Raw genomic sequence first — 20,065 nt, forward strand, 5'->3', positions numbered from 1 at the left:
ACTTCAAAATAGGTTTGCGTCCATCAGCCGTGAAAAAACGCCTCCCTCAGCTCACCGACATCGGATCCACGTCGATAATCTGCAGCACGTCCTTCGGCAGCGGCACCTCGATCTCAACCACTTTAAGTTCTCTCATGAGGGCGCTCACGTTCTGCGTGAAGTACCAAATGTGGAATCGATATTGGTCCTTCATCTTCTCGATCGAACAGGGTGTCGGCCCACGCATCTCGATTTTGCCGCCCATGCGGGCTTCCATCTTCTTGGCGAATTGCTCCGCGAAGAACATGGCCTTGTCCGCGTTTCGGCTGCGGAAAACTTGCCGCACCAAATGCCGGAAGGGCGGATACTGGAACTGCTCGCGAGACTCGATTTCCACTTCTAAAAATGCGTCTACCTCGCCGCGGCGCGCGAACTGGATCGGTTCGGCGTGTGGAGTGAAGGTCTGCACCACCACTTCACCCGCCAAGTCTCCGCGACCGGCGCGACCCGAAACCTGGACCAATAGCTGAAACGTCCGCTCGTTTGCCCGAAAGTCCGGCACGTGCAGCGACAAGTCGGCGTCTACCATTCCCACCAAGGTCACGTTCGGAAAGTCCAAGCCCTTGGCAATCATTTGGGTACCCACTAGCAGGTCGATCTTCCCTTTACGAAAGTCACCGAGGATTTCTCGAAACAAATGCTTCTTCCCCATCGTATCCGTATCGATTCTAACAATACGGGCCCGCGGCAGAATACTTTTCACTACGTCCTCGATCCGCTGTGTACCGCTCCCTTTTCCGCGTATTGAATCGCTCTTGCACTCCGGACAACGCCAAGGCGGATCCGCCTCGTGCCCACATAAGTGACACTTCAAGGTATTGTCGCTCCTGTGAAACGTCATGGGAATGCTGCAGTGCTTGCACTCCTCCACATGTCCGCACTCGTTGCACAGCATGCTAGAATTATATCCACGCCGATTGATGAAAAGGATACTCTGCTCTCCCTTCTCCCATCGGTCCCGCAACTTTTCAGCGAGCAAAGACGAGATCGTAACCGGTTTTCGGGTACGCATCATTTCAATACGCATATCCACCACGTGCATCATCGGCAGCTGGCGGTCGTCAATTCGCTTCGTCAGGCGGTCTTCCTTGTATTTGCCCAGCTTAACGTTGCGAAACGTTTCCAGCGACGGTGTTGCGCTACCGAGCACGCAAACAACGTTTTCCAAGAAGGAACGGTACACCGCCACGTCCCGACCATGGTAGCGAGGCGTTTCGTCCTGCTTGAAAGCTGGCTCGTGTTCCTCGTCCACGATAACAAGCCCGAGGTTTGGTAGCGGCGCGAATACCGCCGAGCGGGCCCCCACCACCACACGTGCGGTGCCATTGGCTAAGGCCATCCAAGCGTCCAAGCGCTCTCCGTCCGACAAGCTACTGTGCCATACGACAGCATGAGCATCCTTGTGCTCGGTGAAACGCGAACGCAGCCGCCCCACAGTCTGCGGGGTTAAAGCAACCTCAGGCACGAGAAAGAGGACGCTCTTGCCTGCTTGGAGCGCCTGCTCCATAGCAGCTATGTAGACTTCCGTCTTACCCGAACCCGTCACCCCGTAGAGCAGGTGTGTAGTGAATTTTCCCGTACGGATACTGGAGGCAATACTCTGATAGCAGGCCTCTTGTTCCTCATTCAAAACGATCTCCTGCTTGCTCGCGTATTCGACGTCTCCTAGCTCATCGTCGTAGGCCACTCGCTCAACTTTGCGAGCTTCCTCGGTGACGAAACCCTTTTTCAAGAGACCATTGTAAGCGGCAGGCGAAGCGCCGAGACGTTCCAAGACGAGGCTCTTCTTCTGAGGTCGAAACTGCTGGAGCAAAAATTGATAGAGTTCAAATTGCTTGGGAGCTTTCTTCGCGATAGCCGCCAAATCCTCGGCGGGCACTTCCCTAACCGCGGTGACATACTTTTCCTGCTTCGCCTTCATCCCCTGCCGGACGGGACCGGGTATCATAGTTTCCAATACATTCTGGATGGAAGCCCCGTAATATTGCCTTAGCCAAGCGCCGAGACGGAGCAGAGCCGGCGTCATAACCGGCACTGGGTATACCAGATTGAGCACCAACTTCAGCTGCATGAGGGGCAAGTCGGGCTCGCAATCTTTTTCAACGATCAGCCCGATCGTTTGGCGGCGCCCCAAAGGCACGTTCACGAGGGAGCCTGGCTCCGAGCGAGCGACCATCGAATCCGGCAAGCGATAGTGCAACGGCCGATCAAATCCGGACATCAACCACACACAAACCACTGTGATATCGAGACTCATCGCGACCCGGATTTGCAGCTCCTTCGCGGTTGACAGTTATTGAGAATGTATTGAGATTCCGGCACGTGACGATCGACGACTGCAGAGAAAAGTTCAAAGGTTACTTGGTAAAGCACAACTTGCGCATGACTGGGCAGCGCATGGCAATCTTCGAAGCTGTCTTCAAGGAGACATCCCACTTCACCGCAGAGGAACTTCTCGACAAAGCTCGCGAAATCGACCGGACCGTATCCCGAGCCACTGTCTACCGTTCCCTCCCTATTTTAGTGGAAGGCAACCTCGTCCGCGAGGTCGATATCGGCTCCAGTACGATGTACTACATGCCAAACACGGAGGAAGATCCGCACAAGGCTCAAGTCATCTGTAACGATTGCCAAAAAATCTTCGAGATCAGCGCCCCTTTCCTTCAGTGGTACGGCAGCAGCGTATCCGGAAAACTAGGACTCACTCCGATCAGCCAACGCCTACAGGTTACCGCCTCCTGCGAAGAGCTCAAAGCTAGTGGCGTCTGTAAAAAAGGCAACGAAGTACCAGAATAGAGCCAAAATCCACCGATCGCTCGCCTGCAATTAGCGTCTCCGGAAATGCATTCTGCACCAGGGGAAGCATGGACACGGGAGCCGCTCACCTCTGCGTAAGTGGTTCAAGGAACTTCGCTAACGCTTGGCGCTCTAAGTGCGTAGTATGCGTATGGCTAATCCTTCTCTACCCCTTGCTTCGAGGTCAAACGCGAGGCTTCCCTTGCTCGCAGCGATTACCTTCGGGGCGGCTGTTTACCTGTCCTCTCATGCCTTGGCCGAAGATTGGCCCGAGGAAAAAAAGATCGGATATCAGTTCGTCGACTCCATTTCGAAAACGCCTCTGCCTTTCACCGGGAAAGACTCCGACTTCAGTATCGACATCAACCCGAAGCTGGGGGACATCATTCACGAGAGCTACATACGTTTGCCGATGGAGCTTGAGTATGGCTTCACCGATAAGCGTGAAGGGATGATCGGAATCATTCCCTACTTCTTGAATCCGTTTGACAGCGAACCAGTGAGTAGCGACGGCTACCTGACATTCGGACTCAAACAGAGGTTAGACGACATGATGGACGGGCGGTTCTCTCTCGCGGCAGGTTTCAGCGCGCAAATTCCGCTCGAGGAGATCCCTTCTCCCGTGCTCAGAAGTAGCTACGACCAGTATATGCCCTACATCACAGCCGCCTATCGGTTGGACGAAGACGCCCGTTGGCTTGCGTATTCAACCGTCCAATACCAATGGGTCGGCAAAGACCGTCGCGACAACAAAACGCCGGTGGACGCCCCGAATTCTCTGGTGATGTTCCAGCCGGGTATCATTTACCAGCCCCATGGCGAGTTTCGCTACGGCTTGAGCGTGGAGTATAAGACAGACCGGTTCGATGGGGGTAGGGACGACGGGGTAAAGATCATCCCTAACATCACCTGGTTTCCTCCCGAAGGTACTCCTTATTTCCGCAGACTGGCGGGACACTTCGAATTGTCACTCGACCTAGAGTATGCCTTGTCCGAGATCAAAGAAGAGGAGGAGGGCAGCGATATCGGGGTCGGCTTAAGCGTAAGATGGCGGTTTTACAAATCCAGGCCCCAGCCCGAAGAGAGTGTGCTTTAGAGGAAGCCCTATTCACGCAAAAAAGGGAGCCGGTTCCCACAAACCGACTCCCCTATTATTTGATAGAGATCCTGTATCTCTAAGCGGCGAGGTACCAGCTCGCCAAAAGTGTGACTCGCTTACCAGTCAGCCTTAAGCTTGACCAGGCGCTTTTGTGATTCGCTGTGGCCTTGACGAGCAGCTTGACGATACCAGGTGATGGCCGAGCTTTTGTCGCGGCTGATACCCTCACCCTTCTCGAACATCGAGCCGAGATTGAACTGAGCGACGGCGTCGCCCTTGGAAGCGGCCTTTTTGTACCAAGCAGCGGCTAGATCGAGCTCTCCATTCTTGGAGTCGCCGCGAGCGTAGTAGTGAGAAGCAATGGCGCGCATCGCCTGAGCATGTCCAGAATCAGCTGCCTTAGTGAGCCACTCGATGCCATACTCTTCGCTATTCACAACGCCCTTGCCTGAGAGGAAGGCTTGGCCAACGCGGTACTGAGACTCGGTGTCATCCTTTTCAGCGGCACGAGAATACCAATCGAAAGCTTTGCGGTCGTTTGCAGTGACGCCAATTCCCTTTTGGAAAACGCGTCCTAGATTGCGATAAGCAGGCACATAACCGAGCTCAGCTGAACTACGGTACCAGAGGAGGGCCTTGCTGATGTCTTGGTCGATGCCCCAGCCGTTTTCATAACACTCGGCGAGTGCGTTCTGAGAGAAAGGATTGCTCTGCTCAGCAGCGATGCCGAACCATCTGGCTGCCGCTGCGAAATCGCGATCGCCACCCATTGCGTCGCGCACCATAGTTCCGATAACTGGTAGAGATGCGGCGAATCCGAGCTCCGCGGCTTTGTTGAAGTGCTTACGAGCGACCTCGAAATCGCGGAGTTCTTCCGGGCCGTAGAAGCGGAGCTTCGCAAGATTGTGGAGTGCTACCGGATAGTCAGGGCGAAGCGAGATCGCCTTTTCGTACTGAAGTATCGCACTGGCAGGCTTGCCATCGACTTCAAGAGCTCGGCCGAGCTGAGCGTAAAAACGCGATTCCTCGGGATATTCCGCAATAGCGTCACGGCAGGCCTTAGCAGCAGCTGGAGCATCGAGCTCTTCATCGACAACTGAGTCTACCACCGCAAAGGCGTCGTCAGGGATAGCTGAAAGGTGATCGGCTTCGTGCTCGGGAGCGAACTGCTTGACGAGTGCAGCCATACCGACTGTCACGTCCTCTGAATCGAAAATGGCGGTAACCAAGCCACCAGCGACTGAAGTCACCTCGCCCGATCCAATTTCTACCTGCTTGCCGTCAACTTCGTTGAGAGCAACGATGAGCTCACCCACTTCGACCTTCGCTTCTGCATCGACCGCAATAGTAAAGGTTCCGGTTTCGAGATTCGTTTCTGTGATTTCTCCATCCACGTCAGCGAATGAGGATTGCAGAGACGCAATCGACATGACTGCGAGAAAGGAGCTTACTTTGCTTACGACGTTTTTCATATTGATAAGGAATGGTATGTCGTTCGCATCAACCGCTAGGGCGGCGAACGTAGGAATAAGGTATGCCCTTTCTATCGACATCCGAGCCTCCCCCATTTCGACCTATTGAGCGAAAAGTCCGAATTTCTAAGGTAATCAGAGCTTCCTCTTCAGGGGGCGATGAGTAATGCTACCTTCTGCTTGAGCGCTGAAGCGGAACCGCTAGGCCATCGAGGTAGCAGGAGTCGCTAGGCTTTTCCTAAGGTTGGGTTCGATTCCAAAAGTCCCTTGGTGCATCCACACAAGCGCGAGCTTGATTCGAGTGACCTTTCAGATAACTGTACCGCGCTTTATGTCACAGGTACGCGTAAGATTCGCTCCCAGCCCGACTGGATCCACTCACATCGGCACCGCTCGCACTGCCCTCTTCAACTGGTTGTACGCCCGCAAGACCGGCGGCACGCTGGTGCTACGCATCGAGGACACCGACAAAGAACGCAACACCGATGCCGCTCTCGAGGAACTGCTCAACGGCCTGAAGTGGCTGGGTATCAACTGGGACGAAGGTCCAGAAGTCGGCGGCGAAGTCGGGCCCTACTTTCAGAGCCAACGCGGGAACGTCTATAAAGAATACCTACAAAAACTCCTCGACGCCGGCCGCGCCTACGAGAAGGACGGAGCCACCTTCTTTAAGCTAGAAGGCGAACGCTATACCGAGTACGACGACTACCATAAGGCCGAGGTGGAAAAGGTCCGCACCGAGCCCGTTGTCATCGAAGACGTCATTCGCGGAAACGTTACCCGACGCGAGGAACGCGACTTCGTGATCGTTCGCTCCAACGGCGATCCCTCCTTCCACTTCGTCAACGTCGTGGACGATATCGCCATGGGCATCACTCACGTGCTCCGCGGCGAGGACCACCTGCCCAACACATCCAAGCACGTGGAGCTCTTCAACGCGTTTGGCGTGAAGCCTCCGGTCTACGCTCACATGCCTATGATCTTGAAGGATCCTTCCCAAGGCAAAGGCAAGATGTCCAAGCGCGACAAAGGCGCCCTTATAGAAGAGTACCAACAACGCGACTTCCTCCCCGAAGCCGTCGTCAATTTCATCGCCCTGCTCGGCTGGTCTCCCAAGGACGACCAGGAAGTGCTATCCATCGACGAACTGATCGAACGTTTCGACATCGAGGACCTGCAAAAAGCCGGTGCCCGTTTCGACGAGAAGAAAATGTCGCACATCAACTTCGAGCACATGAAGCGCTTGCCCATCGAACGCTACCTGCCTCCCGCCGTTAGCGCCCTCGGCAAGGCCGGACTCGTCGATGCCGATACCAACGCTGACTACCTGAAGAGCGTCCTCGAACTCTGCCAGCAAAAGATCAATAGCTTCGAGGACCTGCCGGCCTTTTCCGCCTACTTCTTTACAGAAGACTACATCATCGACGAAAGGGTGGAGGCGAAGCTGCTTAAAAAGGCTGATGCAGCGGAGCGTATCCACGAAGTCATACCTGTGCTCGAAGGGCTCGATTCATTCGACGCTATCACCGTAGAGCGCGGTATCCAAGCCCTGGCTGAGTCCAAGGATCTCAAAATCTTCGCCTACTTCCCCCTCCTCCGCTTCGCAGTCAGCGGCGTCGGCGGAGGTCCTGACCTTCTTCCCATGCTCGAAACGCTCGGCCGTGAAAAGGTTGTCAGCCGACTCAAAAAGCTCTCAGGGAGCCTCTAAAACAACGTACCCATTTCCCAATGACAGACGAAAAGCCATCGAACTTCATCCGCGATTTCATCGACGAGGAACTTGCCGCTGGTAAGCACAGCCAAATAGTGACCCGCTTCCCTCCCGAGCCAAACGGTTTTCTGCACATCGGTCACGCTTTCGCGATCGGAGTTTCCCATGGCATCGCCCAAGACTACAAAGGTCGCTTCCATCTGCGATTCGACGACACGAATCCGGCAAAAGAAGAAACCAAGTACGTCGAAGCCATCAAGGAAGACCTCAAGTGGCTCGGAGCGGACTGGGGAGAAAACCTCTTCTTTACTTCCGACTACTTTCCGCAGCTTTTCGACTGGGCCTGCGTGCTGATCAAGGATGGCAAAGCTTACGTAGACGACCTTACACCAGAAGAGATGCGCGAATACCGCGGCTCCCTCACCGAGCCCGGCAGGAACTCCCCGTTTCGCTACCGTACGCCCGAGGAAAACCTCGAGCTCTTTCAGCAAATGGCTGCGGGCGATTTCGACGAGGGCAAGAAGGTGCTCCGCGCCAAGATCGACATGGCTCATCCTAACATGAACATGCGCGATCCGGTTCTCTATCGCATCCTAAAGGCTCATCATCATCGCACCGGCGACACTTGGAAGATCTACCCCTCCTACGACTTTGCCCACGGTCAAGGCGACGCGATTGAGGGAATCACCCATTCGCTTTGCTCGCTGGAGTTCGAATACCACCGCCCTCTGTATAATTGGTTTATCGAAAACCTTCCCGTTCCGCACACGCCTCGTCAAATCGAGTTCGCGCGCTTGAACGTTGAATACATCGTGACCAGTAAGAGAAAGCTCCTCCAACTGGTAAACGAAAATCACGTGCGCGGTTGGGACGACCCACGCATGCCTACCGTCGCTGGTCTACGCCGCAGGGGATATACACCTGAAGCGATCAAGGAATTCTGTACTCGAGCGGGCGTCGCGAAACGCGAACGCGTCAACGAGTATGCGCTGCTTGAATACTGCCTCCGCCAAGACCTCGAGGACAAAGCGATCCGCCGCATGGCCGTGCTGGATCCGATCAAGGTAGTCATCGAAAATTTCCCCGAGGAAACCGAATTCTACGAAGGCCCAAACCATCCAGCAGACGATACGCGCGGCACCCGCAAAGTCCCGCTTACCAAGGAAATCTACATCGAACGCGACGACTTCATGGAAGATCCCCCGCGCAAGTTTTTCCGCCTCGGGCCAGGGCGCGAAGTACGACTCCGCTACGCTTGCTACATTACTTGTACCGACGTGATCAAAGACGCGGACGGCAACATCACGGAACTCCGAGCAACTTTTGATCCCGAATCGCGAGGCGGCTCCACTCCAGACGGCCGTAAGGTCAAAGGGACGATCCACTGGGTAAGCGCTACAGAAGGCGTGAAAATCGAAGCTCGCCACTACGAGCAGCTCTTTACCAAGCCAAATCCCGACGAAGTCGAAGAAGGTCAAACCTTCCTCGACAATCTCAATCCGGATTCGGAAAGCACCCTCGCTTGCTACGGCGAACCCGAGCTCGCGAAGGCCGGACTCGGCGAGCCAATCCAGTTCGAACGTAAAGGCTACTACGTCTTGGATACGGATAGCAGCGAAGGTATTCTCATATTCAACCAATCCGTCGGCCTGCGCGACAGCTGGGGCAAAAAGCAAGGCAAATAAGTCAATTAGCTCGGAACTTCCGCCAGCAAGCTTGGCGAATTGATCCTGTGCTGCGGACGTTGGCTAATGCTCAGTGCAACCCGATTTTTGGATACAAGAAACCCGCGATCGAAAGATCGCGGGTTTCGAGTGAAAGAAAACTAGTCTCCTAGTTTTGAAAACTGATAGGACTCTTAGATGGACGCTTTCGCAGTCTCGAGAGAGTCGCAGAACTTCCAGTCCTTGGACTCTTCAAACTTCTTGCTCTCCTCGACCACCACGTCGTTGCCGGTGAGCGCGTACTTGAGGCTGAGATCGCGGCAAGTCTTCATCGAGTGGAGAAGGAGCTTGATCACGTCCATGTTCAAGGAAGCTACGTTCTGGGCATCGAAGATGATCCGAGAAATGCCCGCATTAACCGCCTCGCTGGTCTTGGCCTTGAGGTAAGTGCTGACTTCGTTGACCACCGCGGCGTTACAGCTCTTGGGAAGCTTCACCGTCATGAACCCTTCGCCCATGTCGAAATACTTTCCGGATGCGTCTAGGTTGACCGCCTTGCCGATCTTCGACTCGAGTTCTTCAAAGTCGATTGGCTTGTGGATGATGGTGCTGAATCCAGCTTGCTGAGCTCGAGCTTGTTCTTCCACAGCAGTTTTGACCGAGAGGCCAAAGAGCGGAACGTACTTGGTCTTAGCATTGGAGCGGATGATACGGAATAGCGTGATCGCCGCGTCCTCTGGCAAGGAAAGGCTGATGATGATACAATCCGGAAGTTTCTTCTGGCAGTAGTCAATCGCTTCGCCAGTCGAAGAGACACCCTTGACGTTCCAAGGAGTGTGGCCGAAGCCTTCCGTTATCTGGCTGATGATCGCCGGCTTATCGTCCACCACGAGGATGTCGATAGGGTCGTCTATCTTCTTTTGGATCGGAGCAGCTTCGCCGGCCGGACGCAGGTCGACGACACGGCTGACCTTGTCGACGAGCACGTCTTCCTTGAACGGCTTTACGATGTAGTCGCGAACCCCGATCTTCGCGATCTTCATCACGTTTTCACGTCCCGCTTCCGCGGTAAGCATGATAACCGGGATCGCCTTGAGGGCTGGGTCAGATTTTAGCTTTGTGAGCATTTCTACGCCATCCATGACGGGCATGGTGATGTCTAGGAGGATGATGTCGGGGTTAACCTTCGCTGCCATAGCGAGGCCTTCGACACCATTCTGTGCTTCTGTGATTTCACAGTCGAAGCCCTTGAAGGACTTTTTGACGATGATTCGGACTGTCTTAGAGTCGTCTACTGTTAGAACTTTTAGTCGCATTGTGGGAGATCAGTTTTCTTCTTTCATAAGGACATCGATGACGAAGGAGCGGCCTTCGCAATCGAACTTAAAGATGCGCCTTAGGGCAACTTCCGCGGGCTCGATCGAAAAGTTCGAACCTCGTAGAATCGATGGAATCGTCATGCGGCATTCGTACCCCTTGTTGCTGAGGTCGTTTTTGAATGTGCCAACGATCATGTTGGTTAACTCGCCGATCGCGTCGTTCACCAACTCGTGGTCTTCGACGCCGATATCGCTCTCCTCCATGTCGAGGAGTTTGCAAGTCGCTTCCATAGCAAGCGGAAGCTCCATAAAAATATAGATGATGCCAGTGAGGTTACCCAAGAAGCCGACTGTTCCAGCAATCATCGGAGTGTTGGCGTCGATCGGGAGCCGAATCCCCTCTCGGTGGTTAGCCTCGTCGATCTTGATGACCTGTTTTAAGATTGCGGAGCGTTCAAGCATCGTGCTGAAAACGCTGTCGATCGAGTTTGTAGCTAAAGCCTCTAGCTCCTCGTCTGAGATGGGGAATGTCTGTTGCATGAGAAATGGGTGTAATTGGTCCTGACTTATATATCGTTCTCGGCCCCAAAAGGTTTAGAAACAATTTGAGCCCCATTTCGTCAAAATACAGTAATGGACCTCATGCGGAACTCGGACGGACGCTAGTCGACCAGGCAGCCTCCAAAGCAACACCTGTTGGAATAGCGTTCAAGCAGTCAGCGGATCGATGAAGAGCGATGGATCGAAGGGAGCGGTCCAAACACCTATCCAAAAGACGACCTTGGAGGTACCTGCAGTTATTCGCCGGGAATGAACTCGCCGTCTTCGCGGTAAGCCGAGATCTTGTTTCTCAAGGTTCGGATGCTGATCCCAAGTAGCTTGGCCGCTTGAGTCCGGTTCCCTTCCGTGCCTTCCAAGGTGGACAAAATATGCTTTTTCTCGATCTCCTCTAAGGGGAGCGGTGTAGTTGGCTCCGCTGGACTCTCCGCCAACGGCTCCGATGGTACGGCCGCTGAGATCGGAGGAACCGGCGCTGCCTCGGTCCGGCTAGGAGGACGCTGACGGGGATACGCAGGAGGAGGCGAATCGTAGTAGCCTCCGTTGCCCTGCGGCTGAGGCGGAGGAACATGATAGCCACTGCCGTACGCGGGAGCCCCTACTTCGGCATGCCCGTAGGCATGAGCATGAGCGACAGCCGGGGCTGAAACGTTGGTAGGCATCGCAAAGAGACCGAGGTGCGCCTGGGCGATCGGATGACCCGATTCCGCAAGGATGACGGCACGCTCGATCGTGTTCTGCAGCTCGCGCACGTTACCCGGCCATGAATGCCGTTCGAGGGCGACAATGGCGTCCTCTGAAAACCCCTTTATCTGTTTGCCGTGCTTTCGCCCGAAGCTCTGGGCGAAATTCTTCGCAAGGAGAATGACATCTCCGTCGCGGTCACGCAACGGCGGCACCTGAATCGGAAAAACATTGAGCCTGTAGTAGAGGTCCTGCCGAAAGAGACCGAGCTCAACACTCTGGGCCAGATTACGGTTGGTAGTGGCGATCACCCGCACATCGACCTTAATGGTCTTGTTGCCGCCCACCCGCTCGAATTCGCGCTCCTGCAACACACGGAGCAACTTGGCTTGGACCTTGGGAGAGATTTCGCTAATTTCATCGAGGAGAATCGTTCCGCCATCCGCTAGCTCGAATCGCCCTTCGCGGCGCTGCGTAGCTCCCGTGTAAGCTCCCTTTTCGTGGCCAAAGAACTCGCTCTCGATCAGGGACTCCGAAATCGCGGCACAATTTACGCGGATAAACGGGGCGCTCTTGCGGGCGCTGCAACGATACAGCTCATTCGCCACAAGCTCCTTGCCGGTACCGTTTTCGCCGCAAATCAACACAGTCGCCTCGGTGGGGGCTACTTTTCGGATAACGTCCTTGAGTTGGTTGATGAAGCCGCTCTTGCCAATCAGCTCTCCGCTGACCGTGGATTCGCTGGCGAGGAACTGGTTCACCTTTACCAGTTGGCGATAGTCGCGAGCCTTTTTGATCAGAACATCGATTTGAGAAGAAGAGAAAGGCTTTATGATGTAATCGAAAGCCCCCGACTGCATGCACTTGACCGCGGACTCTACGGTGCCGTAGCCGGTTATAATCACCACCAGCGGCGGATTCGTCATGCTTGAAACGCGCTCCAGCAACTCCGTGCCATTCCCATCTGGCAGGTGCACGTCCACGAAAAGCAAATCGTATTCGTCTTTGGACAAATGTTCGTCCGCTTCTCCCAAGGTCCCAACACTACAAACAGAAAACCGCTTGCGACGGAGCTGCTCTTCTAAGGCTTTGCGAATCACGAGCTCATCATCGAGGATGAGAATTCTTTCCAAAGACATATGGTGTTGCGAGGGAAGTTGGTTGAGATTACTGGGGCGACTCAAAAGTCTCAGAGCCCTGATGACTTTATTAAGGTAACCATTTAGAAGAGGATTGAAACAAATACGAAAGCATAAATTGTAAAACGAAATTCAAAGTGCCACTCCTCTTCTGGCCCTTTTAAGGGAAAAGCCCGACATTCTGTCGATACTTTCCCTCCCCTGATTCCCACCTGCATAACATGCTTGAAGGCAAAACAATCCTCATTACGGGCGGCACCGGTTCCTTCGGGAGACGTTGCTGTCACGAACTCCTAAAGTCCGGCACGCCAGCGAAAATCATCATCTTGTCGCGAGACGAGCTGAAGCAATACGACATGGCAACCAACCCGGCTTTTTCGGGGAAAAATATTCGCTACTTCATCGGAGACGTTCGTGACAAGGATCGACTGATAAGAGCGATGACCGACGTCGACTATGTCATCCACGCCGCAGCACTCAAACAAGTCCCCGCTGCCGAGTACAACCCGCATGAGTTCATCAAGACTAACATCAACGGTGCTATGAACGTGGTCGACGCCGCCATCGCAACCGGCGTCAAAAAAGTGATCGCCCTTTCGACCGATAAAGCAGTCAACCCCATCAATCTCTATGGGGCCACCAAGCTTTGCTCGGATAAGGTCTTCATTTCCGCCAACAATTATTCGGGCAAGAAAGGCACTCGATTTTCAGTGGTCCGTTATGGAAACGTAATCGGCAGCCGCGGATCGGTGATTCCGCTCTTCCTGAAACAAAGAGAAACGGGGACCCTTAACGTTACCAAGCCCGAGATGACTCGCTTCGTCATCACAGTCGGAGCCGGCGTCCACTTTGCCCTGCGATCCCTAGAGGACATGACTGGCGGCGAAATCTTCATCCCTAAGATCCCGAGCTGCTCTCTGGGAGACCTAGCTCAAGCCGTCGCTCCCGAGGCTAAAATCAATGTCATTGGACTCCGCCCTGGCGAGAAGCTGCACGAAGCTATGGTGCCTGAAGACGAGGCGAGCCAAACGACCGAACAAGAGGATCGCTTCATCATCCACCCCTCCCAGCCCTACTGGTCCTACGCCGGAGAGTCCGCTCACCGAGGAAAGCAATGCCCGCCGGGCTTCAGCTACTCCAGCGAAACCAATCCCAACCAGCTGAGTATCGAGCAAATCAAGGACCTCATCACTCGCTACCAAGAGCAAACCCTAGACTAGGCGAGCATGCCACTAATAAATCGTATCCTCGATTTAGATACTCCGCCCCTAATCGTAGCCGAACTATCCGGCAACCACGGGCAAAATATCGAAACGGCGAAACAGATCATTGCTGCAGCCGCGGAAGCAGGAGCTGACGCAATCAAACTCCAGACGTACACCCCAGACAGCATAACCCTCGATAGCGACAGGGAGGAATTCGTCGTTCAAGGTGGACTCTGGCATGGCCGCCGACTTTACGAACTCTATGGAGAAGCCTGCACTCCATACCACTGGCACACACCACTTGCGGAATACGCTAGAAGCCTTGGTATCGAGATTTTCAGTACTCCTTTCGACGAATCTGCGGTCGATTTTCTAGAAGACGCAATTCATCCCGAACTTTACAAGATATCCTCCTTCGAACTTACGCATATCCCCCTCTTGAAGCGAGTAGCCGAAACGGGAAAACCGGTGGTCCTCAGCTCCGGGATGGCGACCGAAGCGGAGATCGAAGAAGCTGTATCCACGCTACGAGACAATGGATGCCCCGAGACTGTCCTCCTCAAATGCGTGTCTGCCTACCCAAGTGAACCTAAAGGCTTTAACTTGCGATCTATGAAAAGCATTGGACAGCGCTTCAACTGCTTGACAGGCCTCTCCGACCATACCCTGACAAATGAAATCGCAGTGGCCTCAGTAGCTCTTGGAGCACGACTCATCGAAAAACACGTGACCGACTCTCGAGCAGCCGGAGGCATCGATGCAGGCTTTTCGCTAGAACCCCACGAGCTGGAAAACCTCGTAATCCAGACCCGACGAGCCCACGCAGCCCTAGGGTCTCCGTCCATTGGCTCGAGCGAGCAAGACCAAAAGCAGACCCACTTCCGGCGCTCTATCTATGCGTGTCAGAACATTGCAACGGGCGACGTTTTCACAAAGAAAAACCTTCGCATCGTGAGGCCGTCCTTAGGCCTTCCTCCCAAACATTGGGAAGACATTCTTGGAGCTTCCGCCACCCGTGACATCCCTACTGGGACCCCTCTATCCGAGGAAGACCTCCCACACTAAGCTTCTACGGCATTGGAGCAGGAACCACTCGCTTCAAATTCGCTCAGGTTTCGCAACGTCGTCTCCGCAATCTGCAACAGCGCATCCTTGGTGAAAAACGCTTGGTGTCCCGTAATCAACACGTTTGGAAAGGTAAGCAGCCGCGCAAATACGTCGTCGGTCATCACTCGAGCTGACTGATCTTCGAAGAAGAGTCTATCCTCCTCTTCGTAGACGTCTATACCCAAGTTACCGATTTTACCCGACTTTAGTGCATTTACTACAGCCATCGTATCCACTAATCCACCACGACTCGTGTTTAGTAGGGTCACCCCTTGCTTCATCTTAGCGATAGCCGACTCGTCGATGAGGTGATAAGTCGCCTTCATCAAGGGACAGTGTAGGGTAATGATATCCGAATCGGCCAATAACTGGTCAAACTCCACGTACTCTGCGCCCAATGCCTCCACTTCCGAATTCACGCGCACATCGTAGCATAATAAGCGACAGCCAAAGCCATTAAACAGCTTGGCCACTTTTTCACCTATCGTACCCGTGCCGACAATGCCAACCGTTAGCCCGTGCACGTCAAAGCCAACAAGACCTACCAAAGAAAAATTCCCTTCACGAACTCGATTGTAGGACCGATAGAGACGGCGGTTCAAAGCAAGCAAGAGCCCAAGCGTGTGCTCCGCCACCGCATAAGGCGAATAAGCTGGCACGCGCACCACAGCGATTCCCAACTCCTTGGCAGCTGCCAAGTCCACGTTGTTAAAACCAGCGCAACGCAATGCGACCACACGCGTGCCACCACTTACCAGGCCCTTCAAGGTAGCTCGGTCCACGATGTCATTCACGAACACGCAAACGGCTTCGCACCCCTCGGCGAGCCGAGCCGCTCCGGCGTGCAGCCGAAAGTCGTGGAACTCAATGGTGTGCCTAAAAGCCGAGCTCGACGCTCGGAAAAATTCGATATCGTAGGGCTTCGTACTGAAGAACGCTATTTTCATAGTCAGACACAAACAAAGGCACGCCTTCCTAGCAAGAGTTACGGGACAACAGCTTTGAAATCAAAGCCTCCACAACGCGTTCCGCACCAAGCGTATCCACTTTCGAATACGATTCTTTAGGTTTCTCCAAAACCCTGGTGAACTTCTCTTGAAATTCTGAACCGACGAAGGTCCCATCCTCGCAATAGCAAATTGGCATACCCCAGTTCACTTCTACTTTGCGAGCGCTCGCGGTCTGGTTATCGACAATGCTCAAGCCGACGAAAGGCAAAGCGAGAGCAGCGGCCTCGTATACGCTAGATCCACAAGCAATCACCGCTGCGCGACAAACCTCCATCCAATCAGCGAGTTCCGCTGCCCCTACTCGCCCCAAAACGTAACTCCTTGCGAAATGCCCGAGTGAGTCTCCTAGACCTCGCGGATTGCCCGCGACCACGATGGGGACGACCGAAGGACCATCGACTAAAGCCAGGGCATCCAAAGCTTTCGGCAAGTACCCAAACGCATCTGTCCCACCTAGCATAACTAAAACTGGCACCGAGTCTCCAAAAGCCGGAATGTCGAGTTCCCTCTTTCGTTCGCCGAACCCATCCCTCAGCATGGCGTAACGCTCTCCCAGTAAAACGAGATCGGCTTCATATTCGGACTTCTCCAATCCGATTTCAGCATTCAGAACGAGATCGAAGCCCGCCATGCTGCGGACCTGCATATCGTCTACCCCAGCAACGATACCAGTGGGATTGCACGAACGCCAACTAGTGGCTAGGGTCTCGAGCTCCGATTGAGCCGTATACATTTCATCGACAAACAAAATGGACGAGGTCTCGAGCCCTTCTCGGCTCTCTCCGCAGAACGCCTGCGCCACATCATCTGGCAGAGATTCGAATTCGCCTGAGCCCCAAAGCAGCGTCTCCCAACCTCTATGCCGAAACGCTTCCGCGATGGCAGAGCAACGAACGACATGCCCCCACCCGTCCTTTCCTCCAAACCGACACTTGAAGACGATTCGATCTTTCATCTATCGAGAAAGGCCCGCAAGCACCTGATGACGAAATTCTGTTCTTCGTCTTTGAGAAGCGGGTACAGCGGAAGGCTTAAGCAAGTGGCATAAAATCGATCAGCCCCCTTACAAAGGCGAGATTCGAAACCTTCGTAATAGGAATGTCGATACACAGGCATGTAGTGAATCTGCACTCTCACGTTATGACGATGAAAAAAGGTATAAGCAGCCTCACGTTCAACTTCATCTCGAAAATGCACCACGAATAGATGGTGGGCAGATTGCTCATCCGTAGTTGCTACTCGGATGCGCGAGCAAAATGGTTCTTCCTCAAAAGCTCTTCGGTATCTGGAAACCAAGGCACGACGGCGCGTCAAGAAATCCGGCAACCGCTTCAGTTGGCTCAGGGCGAGCGACGCTTGCAAATCGGTCATCCGATAGTGGTATCCTAGCTCGACTTGGTCGTAGCGCCACTGCTCACGTGGTTCGATTCCGTGAGTTCTCAGGGTACGCAACCGACGGGCTAGCGTTTCGTCATTCGTGAGCACCGCACCTCCTTCGCCTGCGCAGATGTGTTTGACTGGGTGAAAACTCAAGATAGCCGCGTCAGAGTGTTCACAGGAAGCACTCCGGCTACCGCTACCGTAGGTCGCTCCAATACTATGAGCCGCGTCTTCGATCACAAAAGCCCCAGCTTCATTCGCTAAATTCGAAATTTCAGAGAGGTCAGAAACCGATCCTGAATAGGAAACTGGCAGTAAGACTTTCGCAACTGGGTTCTTTTCTAATGCATCCATGAAATGGACAGAGGTCGCCAAACCGCTACTTGAATCGACATCGCAGAAAGTAACATTCGCTCCCGAGTACTTGAGACAATTGGCCGTGGCAGCGAATGTGATAGCTGGCACGATTCCGCGATCCGCTGGCCCGATCCCAAGACCAAGGCAGCTTAAGTGCAATGCTGCGGTGCCGCTCGAGACTGCAACCGCATAACGTGTACCGGTAAGCTCGCACAAGGCTGTCTCAAGGGCTGCGACCTGGGGGCCTTGGGCCACGAAGTCGGAACGAAGGGTTTCTACGACGGCAGCAATATCGGACTCGTCAATCCATTGACGTCCATATGGGATAACGCTTGGGTACGGATCGATTTCCACGTATTTGAAAGTTGATTACGGATCCTAAGCGCGACCCTTCAAGGTACCGGACGCTGACGGGCGATCCGAAGAAGCCGCGTACGCGCGACGCAGCTTGTTCGCGGATATCGTATTTTGCGATAGCTTCTTAAGCTCTTGCCGATTCGAAAGCATCTTCTGCTGAAGTAAACTACTGTTGGCCTCCTCCTGCTTTTGCAATTCGGATAGACGTTGGTTGAAGTCTTCCGCGTCGGACTTATTCGGGGTGTCTTGCAGAAGCGCCATTTGCTCGATGACTTTCGCCTTTTTGTCCTGCAGCTTTTTTAGGAGCTCGAAATTCTCGTCGCGAAGGCTGACGCTCTCACGACGAGTGAAGTCCTCGTAAGCGGCGAGTAGTACCATGCGTCGGGAGGGTCGTTCGGGCATACTCCAGAAATGTGTATTCACTCTTGCTCGCAAGCAAAGCGAAAATGAGGCAAAGAAAAGCCCAGCTCGTCAGGGCTGGGCTTGCTACACGAATAGATGTGAAATTTTGGATACTAGGCCCGCAGAGAAAGGCCGCCACCGATTCCGGCGGCCAAGTTAGCAGGAGCCGCTGTATGGTGCTTACTCGCTTGCTTGGATAGCATTTCCGACCAAGCGTCACGCACTTCGGAAAAAAGACGGATAACGGTATCGATCGGCTCTTGCTCCTTCTTGAAGTTGGCCTCGTTTAGCTTGACGTTGTAGAACTCGTAAAGCTCGAACATCCGGTCGCCAAACTCGCCTCCCTTGTCCATACGAAGGGAACGTTGTAGCTCAGCAAAGATATTCTGCGCCTTGATCAGGTTATTGCTGATCGTCTCGTTGCGGTCGCGAACGTTTTCCAATGCGAACCCATCTTTGGCGCGGTTCATGGCTGAGAGTGCGCCATCAAAGAGCATTAGGATCAGACGTTCGGGACTTGCGGACATAATTGCCGCTCGCTTGTAAGACGCTGCGCTTTGTTTCATTTAGTCGGTCGATGAATGGATATTAACTTTGATGCGGGAACCAGCCTACGTGTGGCACCCAGTTAGCTACCTATTCATCATCGGCAAACGGCACGATTAGTTTAGCAATGTCCTGCATCATTTCCTTGGAAGGGAAATTCGGATCGTTTAGCAGTTCCTTGCCTTTCGCTACCATTTCTGGGCGGACCTCAGGCTGGGAACGGAGAGAATCGAGGGCGCTAAGCTGAAGCTTGTCTCCCACAGGGGCCGCCGAAGCTGCCTTGCCAGACTCGTCTGTAGGCTTGGCTGGAACGTTCTGGCCTGCCTTTCCAAGGTTCTGAGCATAGATGTTGGTGGCGTTGTTTTGTGGATTTATGTTCATGATATTCAGTCGTTTGGTATGTCTTCGGACGTTTGTTAATCTTTTGTTAAGTTAATAAACGGCTCTCTCCCGAAGAACTTTAAAAAATATTTAAAGAAAAGTTAATGGGTTCCTTGGATCGTTTCGAATAGAGCGAACGCTACATACTTCGAAAAGCGGGCGGTGCTGTGGAGCACGGTCTGAGTTCTCTGCAATGGGTACGCTGAAGTGGACTGGGTTTGGAAATACTTGCGGGCCGCATTGGAGACGGCGGGGTTGGCTCCATCGAATGTCTCGTCGGCCGCCCAGATGAGTTCGCCAGTGTGACCGTCGAGTAGCTTGGCCCTCACTCCCATGCCGACTGGCTGGTAAGCGTTATAGAATGTTAGGTCAATTAGCATGACGCCATCGATCGCGTAAACTTCGTGCAACTTTGAAAGAAGCTTGGTCGGAAGCACTTCGACCGAGGAGTAACGCTCGACGCCAAAAAGTTCCTCCATCTTATCCGGTTCGACTGCGATCAGCTCGAAAAGGTTAAGCTTCCCCAGCTCCTGGACGAAGTTTTGCTCGATCGGGCTCAAGTCGAGATGGTCGTAGCGGCCCTTGTGAATGGGCAGCAAGGCGACGCGGCGTAGGTGCGCAGGCAAGATTTCGGCCTCGTGCACGTTTGTGACCTTATGCTTTTTGCCGATCGTCGTGTCGAACTTGCTGTTGAGCGAGTTCGCTGTCTTGCAACCACTCAATGCAAGCGCGAGGACGCAGCCAAAAACTGCAAGTAGCTGCGTAAATGCTTTAGCCGAAACGTTCATGCCTGTGGGAGAAGTGAGTCATCATCTATCGTCGAACCTCGGTACGCGGTG

The 20,065-nt window shown here is 53.8% G+C and carries 18 protein-coding genes; 6 read left to right on the forward strand and 12 right to left on the reverse strand.

What is annotated here, in order from left to right:
• Positions 1 to 46 precede the first annotated feature (46 nt).
• Positions 47 to 2,296, reverse strand: a complete 2,250-nt coding sequence (priA, locus tag QEH53_RS11255; protein ID WP_309023290.1) for a primosomal protein N' — start codon at positions 2,294 to 2,296, stop codon at positions 47 to 49.
• A 65-nt stretch (positions 2,297 to 2,361) separates the two neighbouring features.
• On the opposite strand from priA, the gene QEH53_RS11260 reads away from it, so the two are divergent.
• Both QEH53_RS11260 and QEH53_RS11265 read left to right on the forward strand, forming a co-directional pair.
• On the forward strand, positions 2,362 to 2,835 hold the full coding sequence (locus QEH53_RS11260; RefSeq protein WP_309023291.1) for a transcriptional repressor: 474 nt from the start codon (positions 2,362 to 2,364) through the stop codon (positions 2,833 to 2,835).
• Between the two features lie 202 nt (positions 2,836 to 3,037).
• On the forward strand, positions 3,038 to 3,931 hold the full coding sequence (locus QEH53_RS11265; RefSeq protein ID WP_309023292.1) for a hypothetical protein: 894 nt from the start codon (positions 3,038 to 3,040) through the stop codon (positions 3,929 to 3,931).
• 119 nt (positions 3,932 to 4,050) lie between these two features.
• Here QEH53_RS11265 and QEH53_RS11270 read toward each other — a convergent pair whose 3' ends face one another.
• Positions 4,051 to 5,406, reverse strand: a complete 1,356-nt coding sequence (locus tag QEH53_RS11270) for a tetratricopeptide repeat protein (RefSeq protein WP_309023293.1) — start codon at positions 5,404 to 5,406, stop codon at positions 4,051 to 4,053.
• Positions 5,407 to 5,737: 331 nt separating this feature from the next.
• Here QEH53_RS11270 and QEH53_RS11275 point away from each other — a divergent pair, with 331 nt between their 5' ends.
• Entirely contained in the window at positions 5,738 to 7,114 is a 1,377-nt protein-coding gene (locus QEH53_RS11275; RefSeq protein WP_309023294.1) for a glutamate--tRNA ligase family protein, read from the forward strand.
• A 20-nt stretch (positions 7,115 to 7,134) separates the two neighbouring features.
• Positions 7,135 to 8,802, forward strand: a complete 1,668-nt coding sequence (locus QEH53_RS11280) for a glutamine--tRNA ligase/YqeY domain fusion protein (protein ID WP_309023295.1) — start codon at positions 7,135 to 7,137, stop codon at positions 8,800 to 8,802.
• A gap of 173 nt (positions 8,803 to 8,975) precedes the next feature.
• On the opposite strand, the gene QEH53_RS11285 is transcribed toward QEH53_RS11280, so the two are convergent.
• The 3 genes from QEH53_RS11285 to QEH53_RS11295 all read right to left on the reverse strand — a co-directional run bounded on the left by QEH53_RS11285 (position 8,976) and on the right by QEH53_RS11295 (position 12,481).
• The gene (locus QEH53_RS11285) at positions 8,976 to 10,097 is read right to left on the reverse strand and encodes a response regulator (protein WP_309023296.1); all 1,122 of its coding nucleotides are present in this window, start codon (positions 10,095 to 10,097) and stop codon (positions 8,976 to 8,978) included.
• A 9-nt stretch (positions 10,098 to 10,106) separates the two neighbouring features.
• On the reverse strand, positions 10,107 to 10,640 hold the full coding sequence (locus tag QEH53_RS11290; protein ID WP_309023297.1) for a chemotaxis protein CheX: 534 nt from the start codon (positions 10,638 to 10,640) through the stop codon (positions 10,107 to 10,109).
• Between the two features lie 257 nt (positions 10,641 to 10,897).
• Positions 10,898 to 12,481, reverse strand: a complete 1,584-nt coding sequence (locus QEH53_RS11295; protein ID WP_309023298.1) for a sigma 54-interacting transcriptional regulator — start codon at positions 12,479 to 12,481, stop codon at positions 10,898 to 10,900.
• 221 nt (positions 12,482 to 12,702) lie between these two features.
• On the opposite strand from QEH53_RS11295, the gene pseB reads away from it, so the two are divergent.
• Both pseB and pseI read left to right on the forward strand, forming a co-directional pair.
• On the forward strand, positions 12,703 to 13,701 hold the full coding sequence (gene pseB / locus QEH53_RS11300; RefSeq protein ID WP_309023299.1) for a UDP-N-acetylglucosamine 4,6-dehydratase (inverting): 999 nt from the start codon (positions 12,703 to 12,705) through the stop codon (positions 13,699 to 13,701).
• A 6-nt stretch (positions 13,702 to 13,707) separates the two neighbouring features.
• On the forward strand, positions 13,708 to 14,751 hold the full coding sequence (pseI, locus tag QEH53_RS11305) for a pseudaminic acid synthase (RefSeq protein WP_309023300.1): 1,044 nt from the start codon (positions 13,708 to 13,710) through the stop codon (positions 14,749 to 14,751).
• Here pseI and QEH53_RS11310 read toward each other — a convergent pair.
• The 7 genes from QEH53_RS11310 to QEH53_RS11340 all read right to left on the reverse strand — a co-directional run bounded on the left by QEH53_RS11310 (position 14,748) and on the right by QEH53_RS11340 (position 20,014).
• Positions 14,748 to 15,740, reverse strand: a complete 993-nt coding sequence (locus QEH53_RS11310) for a 2-hydroxyacid dehydrogenase (protein ID WP_309023301.1) — start codon at positions 15,738 to 15,740, stop codon at positions 14,748 to 14,750. The two genes, pseI and QEH53_RS11310, sit on opposite strands and share 4 nt — an antisense overlap.
• A 28-nt stretch (positions 15,741 to 15,768) precedes the next feature.
• Positions 15,769 to 16,758 carry a hypothetical protein gene (locus QEH53_RS11315; RefSeq protein WP_309023302.1) on the reverse strand — a complete coding sequence of 330 codons (990 nt, stop codon included), beginning with the start codon at positions 16,756 to 16,758 and terminating at the stop codon, positions 15,769 to 15,771.
• Positions 16,755 to 17,894: an aminotransferase class I/II-fold pyridoxal phosphate-dependent enzyme gene (locus QEH53_RS11320; RefSeq protein WP_309023303.1), complete on the reverse strand. Its 1,140-nt coding sequence runs from the start codon at positions 17,892 to 17,894 to the stop codon at positions 16,755 to 16,757. Before QEH53_RS11320 ends, QEH53_RS11315 begins: the two co-directional genes overlap by 4 nt.
• A gap of 24 nt (positions 17,895 to 17,918) precedes the next feature.
• A complete protein-coding gene (locus QEH53_RS11325; protein WP_309023304.1) occupies positions 17,919 to 18,299 on the reverse strand; it encodes a hypothetical protein in 381 nt (126 codons plus the stop codon).
• A gap of 113 nt (positions 18,300 to 18,412) precedes the next feature.
• Positions 18,413 to 18,865: a flagellar export chaperone FliS gene (gene fliS, locus QEH53_RS11330; RefSeq protein ID WP_309023305.1), complete on the reverse strand. Its 453-nt coding sequence runs from the start codon at positions 18,863 to 18,865 to the stop codon at positions 18,413 to 18,415.
• A gap of 70 nt (positions 18,866 to 18,935) precedes the next feature.
• Positions 18,936 to 19,226 (reverse strand): hypothetical protein, encoded by a 291-nt coding sequence (locus tag QEH53_RS11335; protein WP_309023306.1) that lies wholly within the window; start codon positions 19,224 to 19,226, stop codon positions 18,936 to 18,938.
• 101 nt (positions 19,227 to 19,327) lie between these two features.
• Entirely contained in the window at positions 19,328 to 20,014 is a 687-nt protein-coding gene (locus QEH53_RS11340; protein ID WP_309023307.1) for a hypothetical protein, read from the reverse strand.
• Between the last annotated feature and the right edge of the window lie 51 nt (positions 20,015 to 20,065).

The organism is Pelagicoccus sp. SDUM812002 (genome assembly GCF_031127835.1).
In the GTDB taxonomy this organism is placed as follows: domain Bacteria; phylum Verrucomicrobiota; class Verrucomicrobiia; order Opitutales; family Opitutaceae; genus Pelagicoccus.